Source organism: Arthrobacter crusticola (assembly GCF_004357995.1).
GTDB classification, from domain to species: Bacteria; Actinomycetota; Actinomycetes; order Actinomycetales; family Micrococcaceae; genus Arthrobacter_D; species Arthrobacter_D crusticola.
This window is the reverse complement of record NZ_SMTK01000002.1, coordinates 133171-148755: the sequence shown is the minus strand read 5'-3', so window position 1 is coordinate 148755 and position 15585 is coordinate 133171. Positions and strand designations below refer to the sequence as shown.

Sequence of the window (15585 nt, the reverse complement as noted above, 5' to 3'; positions counted from 1 at the left end):
ATGGAAAAGACCGAGCGGCTCAACGCCATCCTCGACCTGCTCGCCGCCGACGGCCACGTGCAGGTCGAAGATATCGTCCGGGAGCTGAAGGTATCGCCCGCCACCGCCCGCAGGGACCTCGACAGCCTGGCCGCCCAGCGCCTCCTCACCCGGACCCGCGGTGGGGCCACCATGGAGTCGGTCGCCTACGACCTTCCGACCCGGTACAACCGCGACGACCACACGGCCCAGAAGCAGGCTATCGCCCAGGCCGCCAGCTCCCTCGTCCCCAAGGGCGCGGTGATCGGACTCTGCGGCGGCACCACGAGCACCGCCATCGCCCAGGCCCTGGGCATGCGGCCCGACCTGCTCGAGCCCTCGAACAAACCAACCCTCACCGTGGTGACAAACGCCATCAATATCGCGGCGCAGCTCGTGGTGCGGCCGAACATCCGCATTATGGTCACCGGCGGGGTGGTGAACCCACGCTCCTACGAACTCGTAGGCCCGTACACCGACGTGATCCTGCAGCGGGTCGCGCTCGACCTTGCCTTCGTCGGAGTGAACGGCCTCGATCCGGAGGTCGGCCCCACCGTCAACGACGAGGGTGAAGCGGCCGTCAACGCCCTGATGGCCCGCCGCGCCTCCGACACCTACATCGTCGCCGACTCGTCGAAGATCGGGATGCGGAGCTTCGCGACAATGACCGGTTATGTCTTCAACAACCTCATCACCGACAGCGGCATCACCGCCGCCCAGAAGAAAGCGTTCGAAGCCGGCGGCACGAAGGTGCTCGTCGCCCCACCCGCCCCGCTCTGACCGACACCCGAAACCGCCGTAACGATTGGCCCACCATGCGTATCGTCATCCTCGAAAATGCCGCCGACCTCGGCGGGTACGCCAGCGACCGCATCCTCAAGCGGTTAGCCGCCGGCACCCTCCGCACCCTCGGGGTGGCCACGGGGTCCTCCCCGCTGTCCCTCTACAAGGAACTCGAGCGAAGGTGGACACCGGCGCTGGGCGCCCTGAACGCGTTCGCGCTCGATGAGTACGTCGGGCTGCCCCCGGGCCACCCCGAAAGCTACGCCTCGGTGATCCGGCGGGAGGTCACCGACCGGCTCAGACTCGACCCGGCGAAGGTCCACGTGCCGCAGGGCAACGCGCCGGACCTGGCGGCGGCATGCGCCGAATTCGAGGCAGCCATCGCCGCCGCCGGCGGGATCGACCTGCAGATCCTTGGGATTGGACGCAATGGGCATATCGGCTTCAACGAGCCGACCTCCTCCCTCGCCTCCCGGACCCGCGTGAAGACCCTGATGTCTGCCACCCGGGTCGACAATTCGAGGTTCTTCACGGACGAACACCAGGTGCCGCGCCACTGCGTGACGCAGGGGCTCGGAACCATCCTCGAGGCACGGGAGGTGCTTCTCATGGCGCAGGGGGCGGCCAAGGCCGAGGCGATCGCCCGGGCGGTCGAGGGACCGGTGTCGAGCATGTGCCCGGCGTCGGTGCTGCAGCTGCATCCGCGGGCCACCCTGGTCATTGACGAGGAGGCAGCCCAGCAGCTGACCCTGCGCGAGTACTACCGCTATGTGCAGGAGAACCCGGTCGAGGGCGTCACCGGGGCTCCCTGAATCAGAATCCACCAGGTCCTCCCCACAAGAAGGTCCGGGCGCTCAGGCAGGAGCGCCGGGACCGGGTGCCGGGAAGTGTGCCGGGAAAGGTGCCCTGCCCGGGCAAAGCAACTACCCTGCTGTCATGCCGCGCGTCATTTACAACACCGCCACCTCGTTCAATGGGTTTATCGCCGATGAGTCCAACTCGCTTGACTGGCTTTTCGCCGTTGAAGCCCCCGAGCCGGCCGTCCATGAACGGTTCCTCTCCGGCATCGGCGTGCTGGTCCAGGGCTCGACAACCTACGAATGGGTCCTCCGGGAGGAGAATCTGCTGGAGACACCCGAGAAGTGGCCGACCTACTTTGGACCCCGACCGACCTTCGTCTTCACCTCCCGGACCCTGCCCGTTCCCGAGGGAGCGGACGTCCGCTTCGTCAGCGGGGCGGTCGACACGGTGTTTGAGCGCCTGACCGAGGCAGCCGGAGACCGGGACATCTGGATTGTCGGCGGCGGCGACCTCGCCGGGCAGTTCCTCGACAGCGGGTATCTCGACGAGATCCAGCTTTCGGTGGCCCCGGCAGCTCTGACCGGCGGCGCCCCACTGTTTCCCCGACGGGTCAATCCGGACGCCCTGGTGCTGCGCGAAGCGACCCAGCAGGGGCAGTTTGCCCAGCTCATCTACGAGGTGAGGCGGTAGAGCCGGCGCCTGGAGTCCGGACAATCAGGCGATGTCGTGAGTCGGGTGACGTCAATTAGGCGACGTCGTCAATTAGGCGACGTCGCGGTGGGCCTTCCGGAGGTCGCGCATGGCCGAGGCCACAACGGCGGCCCGCTCGGTGCCCAGGATATCGACGTAGATGGAGCGCACGACGTCGGCCACCAGACGATGGAGACCCGAGGCCATTTCCTCGCCCGCAGGGGTCAACTCGAGATAGGTGATCCGGCGGTCATCCGCACCCGGCGAACGCTGCACAAGCTGGCGGCGGGCCAGCCGGTCGGCAACCTTGGTGAAGCCTCCCGAGCTGAACGCAGCTTCCCGGGCCAGCACCGTCATCGGCACCCGACGAAGGGGGCTGCTCCCAAGGCGGAGCATGGTTTCGGTCTCCGGTTCGTCAAGGTCGAACGCTGCAGCAACCGCCAGGTGAAGCTTCTTGTTGGTGACGGAGAATCCCCGGATCACCAGGCCCCACTCGGCGATGACCTCCTCGTCGCTGGGCACCGGTGTAGAACTCGCTTTGCGGGATTCCATTTCGAACCTCTCCTGCCGGGCCATCACCGACCATTCTTCTTCCGGCAAGCATATTCCACGGAAGCGAACTGCGGATGACCGGGCGGCTCCCCGCGTCCGTCGCGGAACCATCTGATGCCGGGCGCGGGTTGCCAGCGGGCGCAAGCGCGGCGGAAGGAACGCGCCGGGGAAAAGAAGCTGGCCGATTCCCAGCAGGCGCAATAACTGCTGGAAATCACCTCATCAATTACTGCTGGGCGCGGGAGTCGCATCACTCGAAATCATCGTGGGACATATCGCTATTGCCGACTTGCCGGCGGAAATGCATTTTTTTTGGAGTAATCAGCGGGCTAGAGTAGCAGCTCCAACTTCTCACGCATTCCGTCCCACCTATTCTCGGTGTTCGGAGCAGTGCTCTGTGTTCCGGCTGCAGCTCCGCGCTCCGATGATCGCCTCCCTCCCGCTCAGCCGACCCTGCGCCGATCGACGGGCCGGCGCCGCCCTTTCTCCTCCGACAGCGGCAGCGGCCCTGCCATCTGACGGGCGAGCCCGCGCGGCCCTCAGCACTTTGGATGACATTCCTACTTCGAGAGGATGAGATTCACCTTTTCGACGATTACCGGAATGTTCGACGGGATAGGCTGGAAAAGAAAGAGCGGCACGGTTCGTGAAGATACCCGCCGCACAATTAACCATGCCGCCTCCGGCCGTTAGGAATATATGTCGAATTATCAGTTTCACACCGAAGCAAAGAATGGCAGTCGGATGCCCGGTGAAGGAGGCGTCGGCCAGCGCTCCCCCGGGAGCAGGGCCCTGAGCATCACCGGCCTCGTTCTCGCGTTCCTCATCAGCCCGGTCGGACTGATCCTCAGCATCATCGCAATGGTGAAGGCCCGCAGGAGCGGCACCGGCAACGGACTGGCCCTCGCCGGAATCATCGTGGGGCTTCTCGGCACGGTGATCCTGGTTGTCGGTGCCTTCGTCGTCATGTCACTCGTGCCGAACTTCGTCGAGCTGACCGAACAGTGCCAGGGCCTGGCATCGGGAGCACCGGTCGAGGTCGATGGCGCAAAGGTTCAGTGCCCGTAGCTGCACGGTGCCGGAGTCGGCTCCAACCGGCCCCGGCCCAAGGCGGACATCGGCACGTCAGAAATCTGCGGACCCCGCCCACACCTCAGCCCCTGCAGGCGCAGGAAGATTCCGCCTGCAGGGGCTGATGCATGAGGGACACCCGGGCGACGTCGAGGGGTCCGGCTCGGGCTGACCGCCGTCGAGTGCCGGGAGCGCCTGGCCTGCTATTCGAGGTTGGGGATGATCTTGCGAGCGAGGGCGACGAGCTGCGCCTGCTCCCGGGCCGTGAGGCTCTGCACAGTCCTACGTTCGAGTTCTTCCCAGATCCCGAGCGTGCGGTCCTTGAGCGCCTGTCCCGTATCTGTGAGGAAGACAAGGGTGACCCTGCCGTCGACTGTTGATTTTTCCCGTCTCACCAGGCCTGCGGCCTCAAGCCGGCGCACCGACTTGGCAATTGTCGAATGGTCGAATCGCTGGGTCTGGCCAAGGGCTTTCTGTGACTGGCCGTCCTCATCCCACAGCTGCATCAGGATCAGTTCCTGGCTGGGGAAAAGCCCAAGTTCCGCGAGCATTGACGCGGCCAGTGCCCGGTGCGAACGGGCCAGGCTGTAGATCGCCCAGCTGGCGGGAAAGTCGCTCGCGATGGAGGACTGGGTCTCCACAGATCCGTTCGGGGATTTCACGATTGCTGCCTTTGGTTCGTTGTCCGAATGCGGGCGCTGGGGCGGCAGAGCAGGCCGGGCCACCCGCACCCAAGCGGGTCAACCCTAGCATTCCCCCGGGCGGGGTGCCCGGACGGCGTAGGCCAGCGAGGGCAGGACCTGGCCGGCCAAGGCATGAGCCGCTGAGAGGTCCCGGGAACGATGCTCTGCTGGACGACCGACGGCTGGAAAACCATTGGGTGGAGGGGCCGAAGCCCCTCCACCCATCGATGCGCATCCACCGGCACCCCCGCGCCCGTGAGTCCGCTTTGGAATTACCTTCCGGCTGGTTCCAGCACGGGGTAGTCGGTGTAACCGGCAGCACCGCCACCGTAGTACGTTGCCGGGTTGCCCTCATTGAGCTCCGCACCCGTGCGAAGGCGCTCGACGACATCAGGATTGGCCAGGGCCCAGGAAGCAATCGGGGCGATGTCGGCCAGCCCGGCCTCGACGTCAACGGCCACGTCTTCACGGGCCCGTCCGGCACGCAGCACCAGCAGCGTGTTGGGGAAGGCGGCCCGGATGTCGCGCAGCAGGTCCTCATCACCGATGTGCAGCACGTGCACATAGGCCAGGTCGAGTTTGGCCAGTTCACCGACGAGGTAACGGTAGAGATCAGCCGACTCGGGGCCCTCATCCAGTCCACCAAGGGTCAGCCCCGGGGAGAGGCGGATGCCGGTGCGCTCGGGGCCGATCTCCTCGGCAACGCCGCGGGCGACCTCAAGGGCAAAGCGGGCGCGGTTCTCGACCGAGCCCCCGTACTGATCCGTGCGCACATTCGCGTTGGGGGCGAAGAACTGCTGCAGGAGGTACCCGTTGGCACCGTGGAGCTCGACGCCGTCGGCTCCGGCCCTGATGGCGGCCGCGGCCGCGGTGCGAAAGTCCTGCACTGTGGCGGCAATTTCCTCAACGCTCAGCTCCCGGGGCGCGGGGATGTCCTGCGCTCCGGTCCGGGTGAACATCGGAACACCCGGAGCGATGGCCGACGGGGCCACCCCGGTGCGGTGGTGGGGGGTGTTGTCGGGGTGTGACATCCGCCCGGCGTGCATCAGCTGCAGAAACATCGAGGCGCCAGCCTCGTGCACGGCGGTGGTCACTTCACGCCAGCCCTCAACGTGGGCTTCGGTGTAGATGCCCGGGGTGTTCAGGTAACCCTGGCCGTCATCCGACGGCTGAACACCTTCGGTGATCAGCAGGCCCAGCGAGGCCCGCTGGGTGTAGTACTCCGCCGTCAGCGGTCCGGGCGTGCCGTCGTCGTTCGCCCGGCTGCGGGTCATCGGAGCCATCGCAAGGCGGTGGTTCAGGGAGATATTGCCGAAGGAGATGGGATCCCAGAGGTTCGTCATGATGTTTGTCCAATCATTAGGTGTCGGTGCTGCGGAGCTTGCGGCCCTGAGGCCGCTGGGGTGGTGGATCGAGAGCGGCCTTATTTTAGGTTGCCGACCACATGTATAGCGAATAAGCCTCCGAAGATATTCCCAGGGCTGGAGGGTTGGGAATGGCTTCGAGCCGGGGTGTGCAGGTGATTTTTTACGTTGCCAGCCACATGTATAGCGGATCGGGTGGGCGGATTATTCCCCGGCTGGGTCGACGCGCGGAACTTGCGGCCTGGGGCAGTCCTCGGCAATCCGACAGCGGCGCGGACGACCGAAGGTCCCCGAGCCGTCCTTCGGTCCGCGGTCCAAACCGGTGGGCCAAGCAAAGCCGTTTCCTCCAGAAGACGCAGTCGGACTCCCCCGGCTGAGTCTTTTTTCTGCCCGGACCCAGCCGGAAGCCATGCCCGATTGACCCGCGCCACGCACGTTTCCGGGCAAACATCTTCCAAGGAAATAAATCTCGTGGAAGCGAAGTTGTACACACCGCACCCGGACCGCCACGGTCCGAGCGAACACGTTTGTTAGTCGATTGGAGGTGGGCAGATATGCCCACAATGCCCGTAGCCGGGATCACCCCCCGAGCAGATGCGGTCGAACCCGCTGATCTGATTGTTCGAAATGGCAAGATCTTCACCGGCGATCCGGCCCGCCCGCAGGCGACCGCCGTCGCCGTCCGCGACGGGAAGGTCACGGTCATCGGCGACGACGCCGACATCGCCAAGGTTGCCGGTCCCGGGACCAAGGTCATTGACGCGCAGAACCGCCGGGTCGTTCCCGGACTCAACGATTCCCATCTCCATGTCATCCGAGGCGGACTCAACTACGTCCTCGAGCTCCGCTGGGACGGGGTGCCCACCCTGAAGCAGGCCATGCAAATGCTCCGCGAGCAGGCCGCCCGCACCCCGAAGGGCCAGTGGGTCCGCGTCGTCGGTGGCTTCACGAAGGAGCAGTTCGCCGAGAAGCGCCTTCCCACTCTCGCCGAGCTGAACGCGGCCGCCCCCGACACCCCGGTGTTCATCCTCAACCTCTACTCCTCCGCACTGCTGAACCGCGCCGCGGTTCTGGCCGCTGGCTATTCCAGGGAGACGCCCGACTTCAAGGGCGGCCAGATCGTCCGCGGGCGGGACGGCGAGCCCACCGGACTCCTCCTGGCGGCTCCCAGTGCACTGGTGCTCTACTCGACCCTGGCCAAGGCTCCGCTGCTGCCCGCCGAGGAACGCAAGGACTCGACCCGCCAGTACCTGCGGGAACTGAACCGGTTCGGCCTGACCTCCGCCATCGACGCAGCCGGCGGGTTCCAGAACTTCCCTGACAACTACCGCACGGTGATGGACCTGGCGAACGAGGGCAAGCTGTCGCTGCGCATCGCCTACCACCTCTTCCCGCAGGTCGCCGGACAGGAAGTCGACGACCTCCGCCGCTGGACCGAGACGGTCCGCCCGGGCGACGGCGACGAGTGGCTCCGCCTCAACGGTGCCGGTGAAAACCTCACCTGGGCCGCCGGCGACTTCGAGAACTTCACCGAGCCGCGTCCCGAGCTCTCCCCCGACTACGAGGTTGAGTTCGAGAAGGCCGTCCGCCTCATGATGGAGAACGGCTGGGGCTTCCGCCTCCACGCCACCTACAACGAGACCATCGAGCGGGACCTCGCGGTCTTCGAGAAGCTTGCCGCCGAGGGCCTGTTCCCCGGCGACAACCGGTGGATCTTCGACCACGCCGAGACGATCAGCGGCCGAAGCCTCGACCGGGTCGCGGCCCTGGGCGGAGCGCTCTCCATCCAGAACCGCATGTCCTTCCAGGGCGAGGCCTTCGTCCAGCGCTACGGCGCCGGTGCGGCAGCCGAAGCCCCGCCGATCCGCAAGATGCTCGACCGTGGACTCGTCGTCGGCGCAGGAACCGACGCCACCCGCGTTTCCTCCTACAACCCCTGGGTGGCCCTGCACTGGCTGGTGTCCGGACGAACGGTCGGGGACACCCTTATCTACCCGCCCGAGAACCGTGTGAGCCGCGAGCAGGCACTCGAGATGTTCACGATCGCCGGCGCCAAGCTCACGGGTGAGGACAACGTGAAGGGCGTGCTGCGGGAGGGCTTCTACGGAGACCTCTCGATCCTCTCGGACGACTTCTTCAGCATCGACGAGCGGGATATCCCGCACATCGAATCACTGTTCACCGTCGTCGGCGGCCGGATCGTGTACGCGGCCGGAGACTACGAGGGCCAGGACGAGGAAATGCCCAGGGTGTCCCCGCTGTGGAGCCCGGTGGCCCACTACGGCGGATACCAGGCGACTCCCAAGCCCTCGATGGCCGGAGGCCGTCAGGCCGAACTGCTCGCCCAGGCTGCAGCCGAGTCCGAGCAGCAGAGGCAGTGGCGCGCAGCCCGTTACGGCGCGGCCCCCGCCATTGCCGACAACGCGTTCGAAACGCATGCCCACTAAGCCCCATGAATAAGCAGAACCTGTACGAAATCATTCGCACGGCATTCAGCAGGAACCAGTCCAAAGGAAAAGAAGAAATGACCACCATCGATTTCGCCAATGTCACCGCCACCCCCAGTGACGACCTGCTCACGCCGGACAACAGCGTGTTCCTCTTCGTCGACCACCAGCCCCAGATGTTCTTCGGCGTCGGCAGCGGAGACCGCACCTCGATCATCAACGCCACCGTCGGCCTGGCCAAGTCCGCGAAGGCCTTCAACGTGCCCACGATCCTGACCACCGTGGCCGCGCAGTCCTTCTCCGGCAACATTCTGCCGGACCTCGCCGCGGTGTTCCCGGACCAGGAAATCATCGACCGCACCACGATGAACGCCTGGGAGGACGAGCGCGTCGTCGAGGCCATCAAGGCCACCGGCCGCACCAAGATCGTCCTGTCCGGCCTGTGGACCGAGGTTTGCCTGGTCCTGCCCGCGCTCTCCGCGCTGGGCCAGGGCTACGAGGTCTACGTCGTCTCCGATGCCTCCGGCGGAGTCACCAAGGAAGCCCACGACAACGCCATGGAGCGCATGACCCGCGCCGGCGCCGTTCCCGTGACCTGGATCCAGGTCCTGCTCGAACTCCAGCGCGACTGGGCCCGCGGCGAGACCTACCTGCCCGTCACCGAGGTCGTCAAGGCCCACGGCGGAACCTACGGGCTGGGCATGCACTACGCAGGTGACTTCATCGGCGGAAACGCCGGCTGACCAGCCACCGGCTGAAATGCACACCCCGCTGGCCGGCCGCCCGGCCGGTCAGCGGGGGCACAACGACGAACCCAGTAGAACGAGGAAAGGGACCGGATCATGAATGCCGATATTGGAATCCTGCTGCTGCGGGTGGTGATCGGACTGTTGATCGCCGGCCACGGGCTGCAGAAGATTTCCTTCCGGCTCGGCGGCTCGGGGCTCCAAGGCGGCATTCGCGAGTTTCGCGCCGATGGATTCCGCGGCGGTGCCTGCACGGCACTCGCCGCGGGCCTCGGCCAGCTCGGGTCCGGCCTCTTTCTCGCTTTCGGTCTCCTCACCCCGCTTGCGGGCATGGCGGCCATTGCGGTGATGACCGTCGCACTGACGGTCAAAGCGGCCAACGGTCTCTGGGCCCAACACGACGGATACGAGTACCCGTTGGTGCTCATCACCATCGCCGGCGCGCTCAGCCTCACCGGTCCGGGCGCCCTCTCCGCGGATGCCCTCCTGGGAATACACCTCCTGCCGCTTTGGGTAGGCATCCTCACGACGCTTGTAGGTGCAGCCGCCGGTCTCACCGTTCGAGTCCTGCTCCATACCGCACCAGTAAATCGACCCGACCAAAGGCACCTCTGACATGGCCCGGCTACCGCAGACCCGCTACACCGCCTCATTCGCGATCATCGCGACGACCTTCGCGCTGCTCACCACCGGCGGCACCCTGCCGATCCCCCTCTACACTCTCTGGGGCGAATATTTCGGGTTCGGCGCCGAGACCACAACCTGGGTGTTCGCCGTTTACGTCCTGGGCACCCTCCTCGCACTGATCTTCTTCGGGGGACTCTCCGATCAGGTGGGCCGCAGGCCGCTGGCCTTCGCCGCCCTGGCGCTGACCATCACCTCCACCCTGTTCTTCCTCTTCGCAGCAAACGTCCCCATGCTGCTCGCGGGGCGGTTCCTCAGCGGTATCGGCGTCGGCCTGATGACGTCGGCAGCCACCGCGGCCCTCGCGGAGCTGTACCGGGGTTCCAATAAGGCGTTTCCCTCGATGATCTCGACCGCCGCCAACATGGGAGGCCTGGGCCTTGGACCGCTCGTCGCGGGTGTCTTCGCCCAGTATCTGCCGGCACCGACGGCCCTGGTCTTCATCGTCTTCGGCACACTTGTGGCCCTGGTGTTCCTGCTGACGTTCTTCGTTCCCGAAACCCACCCGCGCACGGCCGGCAGGAAGATCAACTGGGCGCCGAGGGTCGGGGCGCCCCGCCCCGCGCTCGGCATCTACGGGAAGTCGGCCATCGCCGTCGTCCCTACCTTCACCCTGCTTGGCCTGTTCTCGAGCCTTACCCCGCGGTTTATCGCCCAGACCCTCGACGTGCACAACCTCGCGATCGCCGGGCTTGCGACCTTCATCCTCTTTGAGATCGGCGTGATCGCCCAGCTCGTGTTCCGTGGAAAGGAACCCCGGTGGTCAATCCTCCGCGGGCTTCCCCTGCTGATTGCGGCCCTTGCCCTCGTCCTTACCGGCTTCCTCACCGGAAACCTCGGAGTGTTCGGGCTTGGCACGGTCATCGGCGGGATCGGTGCCGGCCTCACCTTCATGGGAGGCCTGGGACAGCTCGCGCGCGCTGTACCGCACGAGAGCCACGCCAAGAGTGTCGCGGCCTACTTCATCGCGGCGCAGAGCGGCCTCGCCATCCCGGTCCTCTCAATCGGCGCCCTCACCGGCCCCCTCGGGCTCACCACGGCAACCACTCTCGTGATCGCCGTCGTGATGGTCCTGGCCGCCGTGGCCTGGATCGTCAACCGCCGGTCACCGCGCGTAACCGCCTGAACCTTCCGGCGCCCGCGCCGCACAGAAGCCACCCCCTCAGAAACCAGCACCACCCTTTGGAGAAAAATCATGGAAATCGGCGTTTTCACAGTCAGTGATGTCACCCGCAACCCGCTTACCGGCAAGACCCCCACCGAGGGCGAGCGCATCAAGGCAGCCGTCGCCATCGCGAAGAAGGTCGAAGAGATCGGCATGGATGTCTATGCCACCGGCGAGCACCACAACCCGCCCTTCTACGCCAGCTCCCCGACGACGATCCTGGGCTACATCGCCGCGCAGACCGAGCGGATCAAGCTCTCGACCTCCACCACGCTGATCACCACCAACGACCCGGTGAAGATCGCCGAGGACTTCGCGACCCTGCAGCACCTGGCCGACGGCCGCGTGGACCTGATCCTCGGGCGCGGCAACACCGGGCCGGTCTACCCCTGGTTCGGCAAGAACCAGCAGGACAGCGTGGAGCTGACGGTGGAGAACTACAACCTGCTGCGCCAGCTGTGGGACAACGACGTCGTGAACTGGGAGGGCAAGTTCCGCACCCCGCTGCGCAACTTCACCTCCACCCCCCGCCCGCTCGACGGCGTCGCTCCCTTCGTCTGGCACGGCTCCATCCGCACCCCCGAGGTCGCCGAGATCGCCGCCTACTTCGGCGACGGGTTCTTCGCGAACAACATCTTCTGGCCCAAGGAGCACTACCAGCAGCTCATCGGGCTCTACCGGGAGCGCTACGCCCACTACGGCCACGGGGCCGCCGACCAGGCGATCGTGGGCCTCGGTGGCCAGTTCTTCATGGCCAGGAAATCCCAGGACGCGATCAAGGAGTTCCGTCCGTTCTTCGACAACGCCCCGGTCTACGGCCACGGCCCGCGGATGGAGGACTTTATGGCCCAGACTCCGCTGACCGTCGGCAGCCCGCAGGAGGTCATCGAAAAGACCCTCTCCTTCCAGGAATACTTCGGCGACTACCAGCGCCAGCTGTTCCTCATCGACCACGCGGGCCTGCCGCTGAAGACGGTGCTGAACCAGCTCGACCTCTTCGGCGAGCTTGTCCTTCCCGAGCTGCGGGCGGAGTTCGCCAAGCGCCGCCCTGCTCACGTCCCTGACAGGCCGGTCCACACCACCCGCAAGCCCGGCTCCGTCACGGCTGCCTGACGAGGGGCGCAGAACGCACCCGCGGGCCCGCGGGCGCTGATGTGCCCGTAATGGAACACAAGCCCCGGTGGAAGGACTCCTTCCACCGGGGCTTGTCCCGTTCACCGGGTTGTCCGGTTCACTCGGGCTCACCCAATCCGCAAAGTTCTTCCAATCGGACCGGCGGACCGGACCGCACTGCAACGGCAATAATGACGGGATGAGCTTCACCGTCCGCCCAGCGGTTCCCGCCGACGCCGCAGCGCTGGCTGCCTGCGCCGCCGTGACCTTCCCCCTTGCCTGCCCGCCGAGCTCGGACCCCCGGGATATCCAGCGCTTCCTCGAGACCGAGCTGTCGGAGAGCCGCTTCGCGGAGCGCCTCGGCGACCCCGACCGGATGATCCTGTGCGTGGAACTCCACCCGCCCGGTGATGCTTCGGACGCCGCTGGTTCGACGAAACGTGGGCTCGGCGGCTACAGCATGCTGGTGAGAACCCAGCCGGACGATGCCCTGATCCGCGGGGCCTTGACGGTACTTCCTGCAGTGGAGCTCAGCAAGTTCTATATCGACCCCGCCCACCACGGGGCCGGCGCCGCGCGGGCGTTGATGGAGGCCTCGCTGGAGACGGCGGCCGGCACCGGAATGCCGGGCATCTGGCTCGGGGTCAACCAGGAGAACGAGCGGGCCATCCGGTTCTACTCGCGCAGCGGCTTCCGCATTGCCGGAACGAAGACCTTCCGGTTGGGAGGGCGCCTCGAAGACGACTACATCCTCGAACGATCCCTAACCGGCTCATTCACCGGCGGCTAGACGGGCGGACTGTACACCGGAGGTACGGAATCCAGGAGCATAGGAAGCTGGCTGGCGATGAAGGCATAGAGGATGAACGCCCAGATCGCCGAAAGAATCCAGTAGCCGACGGCCGTCCAGGCGAGGATTTTGCCCGCGGTCGAGGGTTCGCCCAGCCGCTCGGCCCTACCTGCCTGAATCAGGGCAAGGGGCACAAAGACGATGGGAAGCCAGAAGCTCAGGAACCCAAAGGCCAGGGAAAGTTGCATGTGCTTCTTGCCGGCCAGCGAGTCCACCGGCGTACCTGCCCCGCGGTAGAACTGTCCTCCGCCGCTGAAGGGCTGCTCGCTGGGATACGCGGGCCTGCTCGGGTGCGCATACTGGGACATTGGAGATTCCTTCCAGGGACAAGCGGTTGAGGTGCTGCACCTCACGAATAGAACTGCGAACCGGCCCGAGCCCGCGTGGAAGGTTCCCCCATCGATGCGATCTGTGTAAGGCGGCATCAGAACTATAGCCCGCCAGTTCACCAGTGGGAAGATACGCATGTTGCATTTGAGGCATCAGGGATTCATTCCCTAGAAGGAGGTTCGTGGACGGAACAGTTGTCCTTGGCTGGTTGGCGGTGGCGCTCGGGATCTACGCGCTGCTGCTCCTTGGCCTTGCCGCCTATGCACGGGCCCACCCCGAGACCCTCACCATGACCGATGCCCTGCGGTTCCTGCCCGACCTGCTCCGCCTGCTGCGGCGCCTCGCCGCCGACCGGACGGTTCCTGCCGGGGTGCGCGCGGCGCTCCTGCTGCTCCTCGCGTACCTGCTGCTCCCGATCGACCTGGTTCCGGATTTCCTGCCCGTCATCGGCTATGCCGACGACGTCCTCCTGGTCGCCCTCGTCCTTCGCCTCACCGTCCGCCGCGCGGGCACCGGGGCCGTCGAACGCCATTGGCCGGGAAGCCCCCAGGGACTTGCTGTCCTCCTTCGGCTGGCCGGACTGTAAGCGGCCGGCGACACAGAACGTAACCCGAGCGCACGGCCCGGCCCGCACCAGGCGTAGTCTCCCCGCATGGTTTCAAGCACAATCCCCGTCTTCGACCTCGGCACGGCCCGCCGCCCCGATGGTTCCTTCGATCCCCGGTTCATCGACCGGCTCCGCGACGCCGCACACACCGTGGGCTTCTTCCAGGTGACCAACTACGGAGCCTCCGCCACCCAGGCGGAAGACCTGCTGTCGGTGGCCCGCCGGTTCTTCGACCTGCCGCTCGAGGAGCGTCTGCGGCTCGACAACCGGCAGTCCCCCCACTTCCGGGGCTACGCCCGGCTGGGAACCGAGATCACCCGCGGCAGGCCCGATGCCCGCGAACAGATCGACTTCTCCCCGGACCGCGCACCCCTCGAGAACTATCCTGTGGAGCAGCCGTACTGGCTCCTCCAGGGGCCCAACCAGTGGCCTTCCGAGGCCCTGCCCGAACTTGAACGCTCCGCAATGGCCTGGGCTGAACTGCTCTCCACCGTGGGGGCCGAACTGCTCGGTGCCCTTTCCGTGGCCCTGGGCCTGCCCGAGGACCACTTCGCCGAACCCTTCGAAGGCACGCCGGCGTGGATGGCGAAGCTTGTCCACTACGTGGGCGGCGATGGCGGGGCCGAAGGCCAGGGCGTCGGCTCCCACGCCGACTACGGGTTCGTGACCCTCCTGCTCCAGGACGAGGTGGGCGGGCTTGAGGTGCTTCCCCGGGGACGTTCCGAGTGGGTGCCGGTCGAACCGATTCCCGGTGCGCTCGTCGTCAACCTTGGGGAGATGCTCGAGGTAGCCACCCAGGGGTACCTTGCCGCCACGATCCATCGAGTGGCCTCCCCTCCGCCCGGAGTGGACCGGTACGCGGTCCCGTTCTTCTGGTCTCCCCGGCTTGACGCGGTCATCGAGCCGGTGGTGCTCCCCGATGAACTCGCGGCGGCAGCGACCGGCATCACCGACGACCCCGACAACCCAATGCTCTCCTCCTACGGAGCGAACGTCCTCAAGGGGCGCCTGCGGGCCCACCCGGACGTCGCCGAACTGCACCACCCCGAGCTGGTCGGCAGGTAGGACCGCCGGCGGCGCACCCCGACCGGTACCGGTCGGGGTGCGCCTCAGCCCGCCGCGACCGGCGGACCGGCGATCAGCAGCAGCGTGAAGACGACCCCGATCCCGACGACGGCGAGCGCCGCCGCGAGCACGGGGCTGCGCAGCACCCAGGCCTGAACCGTCTCGACGGGGTTCCGAGGAGCTTCCCCACCCGGGCGGAGGCGCCACGGGCCGCTGAGCAACCCCCTGCGCTGAACCATCAGCTCGAAGGGGATCGTGGCGAAAGGCACCACGGCGGAGACCAGTCCCAGCAGGCCGGTGCGCCATGACCACTTCGAGTTGATCCAGACAAACACCGTGGTGGCGACAAAGCAGAGGAACACGAACCCGTGGATCCCGCCGGCCGGAGGTACGAGCGCTTCGGTGCTTCGGGTGACGTACTTGAAGAACATGGCGGTGAGCAGGAACGCCCAGGTGAGAGCCTCGGCCACGGCGACGGTCCGAAACAGGGTGAGCGGATTCATGGATCTCCAAAAGGCAGTGGGTGTTCGGGCGGAGCCGGTAGAAGGCGGCGGGCGCACCGCAGCCGCTGGTGGCAGCGCCTCGGTCCCGGCACCAACCTAAGGGTAAACAGGCC

The 15585-nt window shown here is 66.4% G+C and carries 17 protein-coding genes; 12 read left to right on the top strand and 5 right to left on the bottom strand.

Annotated features, from left to right (window positions below; all coding sequences use genetic code 11):
- The 3 genes from E2F48_RS04700 (at window position 1) to E2F48_RS04690 (ending at window position 2292) form a co-directional block, all read left to right on the top strand.
- Window positions 1-798: a DeoR/GlpR family DNA-binding transcription regulator gene (locus tag E2F48_RS04700; RefSeq protein ID WP_133402861.1), complete on the top strand. Its 798-nt coding sequence runs from the start codon at window positions 1-3 to the stop codon at window positions 796-798.
- A 35-nt stretch (window positions 799-833) separates the two neighbouring features.
- Window positions 834-1613, top strand: a complete 780-nt coding sequence (gene nagB, locus E2F48_RS04695; RefSeq protein WP_133402860.1) for a glucosamine-6-phosphate deaminase — start codon at window positions 834-836, stop codon at window positions 1611-1613.
- A gap of 124 nt (window positions 1614-1737) precedes the next feature.
- The gene (locus tag E2F48_RS04690) at window positions 1738-2292 is read left to right on the top strand and encodes a dihydrofolate reductase family protein (RefSeq protein WP_133402859.1); all 555 of its coding nucleotides are present in this window, start codon (window positions 1738-1740) and stop codon (window positions 2290-2292) included.
- Between the two features lie 72 nt (window positions 2293-2364).
- On the opposite strand, the gene E2F48_RS04685 is transcribed toward E2F48_RS04690, so the two are convergent.
- Window positions 2365-2844 carry a MarR family winged helix-turn-helix transcriptional regulator gene (locus E2F48_RS04685; protein ID WP_165968692.1) on the bottom strand — a complete coding sequence of 160 codons (480 nt, stop codon included), beginning with the start codon at window positions 2842-2844 and terminating at the stop codon, window positions 2365-2367.
- Between the two features lie 744 nt (window positions 2845-3588).
- Between E2F48_RS04685 and E2F48_RS04680 the strand changes: the two genes are divergently transcribed.
- A complete protein-coding gene (locus tag E2F48_RS04680) occupies window positions 3589-3912 on the top strand; it encodes a DUF4190 domain-containing protein (RefSeq protein WP_165968691.1) in 324 nt (107 codons plus the stop codon).
- A 206-nt stretch (window positions 3913-4118) separates the two neighbouring features.
- Here E2F48_RS04680 and E2F48_RS04675 read toward each other — a convergent pair whose 3' ends face one another.
- On the bottom strand, window positions 4119-4577 hold the full coding sequence (locus E2F48_RS04675; protein ID WP_221411625.1) for a MarR family winged helix-turn-helix transcriptional regulator: 459 nt from the start codon (window positions 4575-4577) through the stop codon (window positions 4119-4121).
- Window positions 4578-4870: 293 nt separating this feature from the next.
- Window positions 4871-5941 (bottom strand): alkene reductase, encoded by a 1071-nt coding sequence (locus E2F48_RS04670; protein ID WP_133402856.1) that lies wholly within the window; start codon window positions 5939-5941, stop codon window positions 4871-4873.
- A 575-nt stretch (window positions 5942-6516) separates the two neighbouring features.
- Between E2F48_RS04670 and E2F48_RS04665 the strand changes: the two genes are divergently transcribed.
- The 6 genes from E2F48_RS04665 (at window position 6517) to E2F48_RS04640 (ending at window position 12907) form a co-directional block, all read left to right on the top strand.
- Complete coding sequence (locus tag E2F48_RS04665) at window positions 6517-8409, top strand: amidohydrolase (protein ID WP_133402855.1); 1893 nt, start codon at window positions 6517-6519, stop codon at window positions 8407-8409.
- Window positions 8410-8486: 77 nt separating this feature from the next.
- On the top strand, window positions 8487-9152 hold the full coding sequence (locus E2F48_RS04660) for a hydrolase (RefSeq protein ID WP_133402854.1): 666 nt from the start codon (window positions 8487-8489) through the stop codon (window positions 9150-9152).
- Window positions 9153-9251: 99 nt separating this feature from the next.
- Window positions 9252-9770, top strand: a complete 519-nt coding sequence (locus E2F48_RS04655; protein ID WP_133402853.1) for a DoxX family protein — start codon at window positions 9252-9254, stop codon at window positions 9768-9770.
- Window position 9771: 1 nt separating this feature from the next.
- Window positions 9772-10965, top strand: coding sequence for an MFS transporter (locus E2F48_RS04650; RefSeq protein ID WP_133402852.1), 1194 nt, complete (start codon window positions 9772-9774; stop codon window positions 10963-10965).
- Window positions 10966-11034: 69 nt separating this feature from the next.
- Entirely contained in the window at window positions 11035-12117 is a 1083-nt protein-coding gene (locus E2F48_RS04645; protein WP_133402851.1) for a CE1758 family FMN-dependent luciferase-like monooxygenase, read from the top strand.
- A 199-nt stretch (window positions 12118-12316) separates the two neighbouring features.
- Complete coding sequence (locus tag E2F48_RS04640) at window positions 12317-12907, top strand: GNAT family N-acetyltransferase (RefSeq protein WP_133402850.1); 591 nt, start codon at window positions 12317-12319, stop codon at window positions 12905-12907.
- On the opposite strand, the gene E2F48_RS04635 is transcribed toward E2F48_RS04640, so the two are convergent.
- Window positions 12904-13275, bottom strand: a complete 372-nt coding sequence (locus E2F48_RS04635) for a hypothetical protein (RefSeq protein WP_133402849.1) — start codon at window positions 13273-13275, stop codon at window positions 12904-12906. The two genes, E2F48_RS04640 and E2F48_RS04635, sit on opposite strands and share 4 nt — an antisense overlap.
- A gap of 203 nt (window positions 13276-13478) precedes the next feature.
- Between E2F48_RS04635 and E2F48_RS04630 the strand changes: the two genes are divergently transcribed.
- Window positions 13479-13883 carry a DUF1232 domain-containing protein gene (locus tag E2F48_RS04630; RefSeq protein ID WP_246018520.1) on the top strand — a complete coding sequence of 135 codons (405 nt, stop codon included), beginning with the start codon at window positions 13479-13481 and terminating at the stop codon, window positions 13881-13883.
- Between the two features lie 66 nt (window positions 13884-13949).
- A complete protein-coding gene (locus E2F48_RS04625) occupies window positions 13950-14969 on the top strand; it encodes an isopenicillin N synthase family dioxygenase (RefSeq protein WP_133402848.1) in 1020 nt (339 codons plus the stop codon).
- 44 nt (window positions 14970-15013) lie between these two features.
- On the opposite strand, the gene E2F48_RS04620 is transcribed toward E2F48_RS04625, so the two are convergent.
- Window positions 15014-15472, bottom strand: coding sequence for a DUF3817 domain-containing protein (locus tag E2F48_RS04620; protein WP_133402847.1), 459 nt, complete (start codon window positions 15470-15472; stop codon window positions 15014-15016).
- Window positions 15473-15585: the final 113 nt, after the last annotated feature.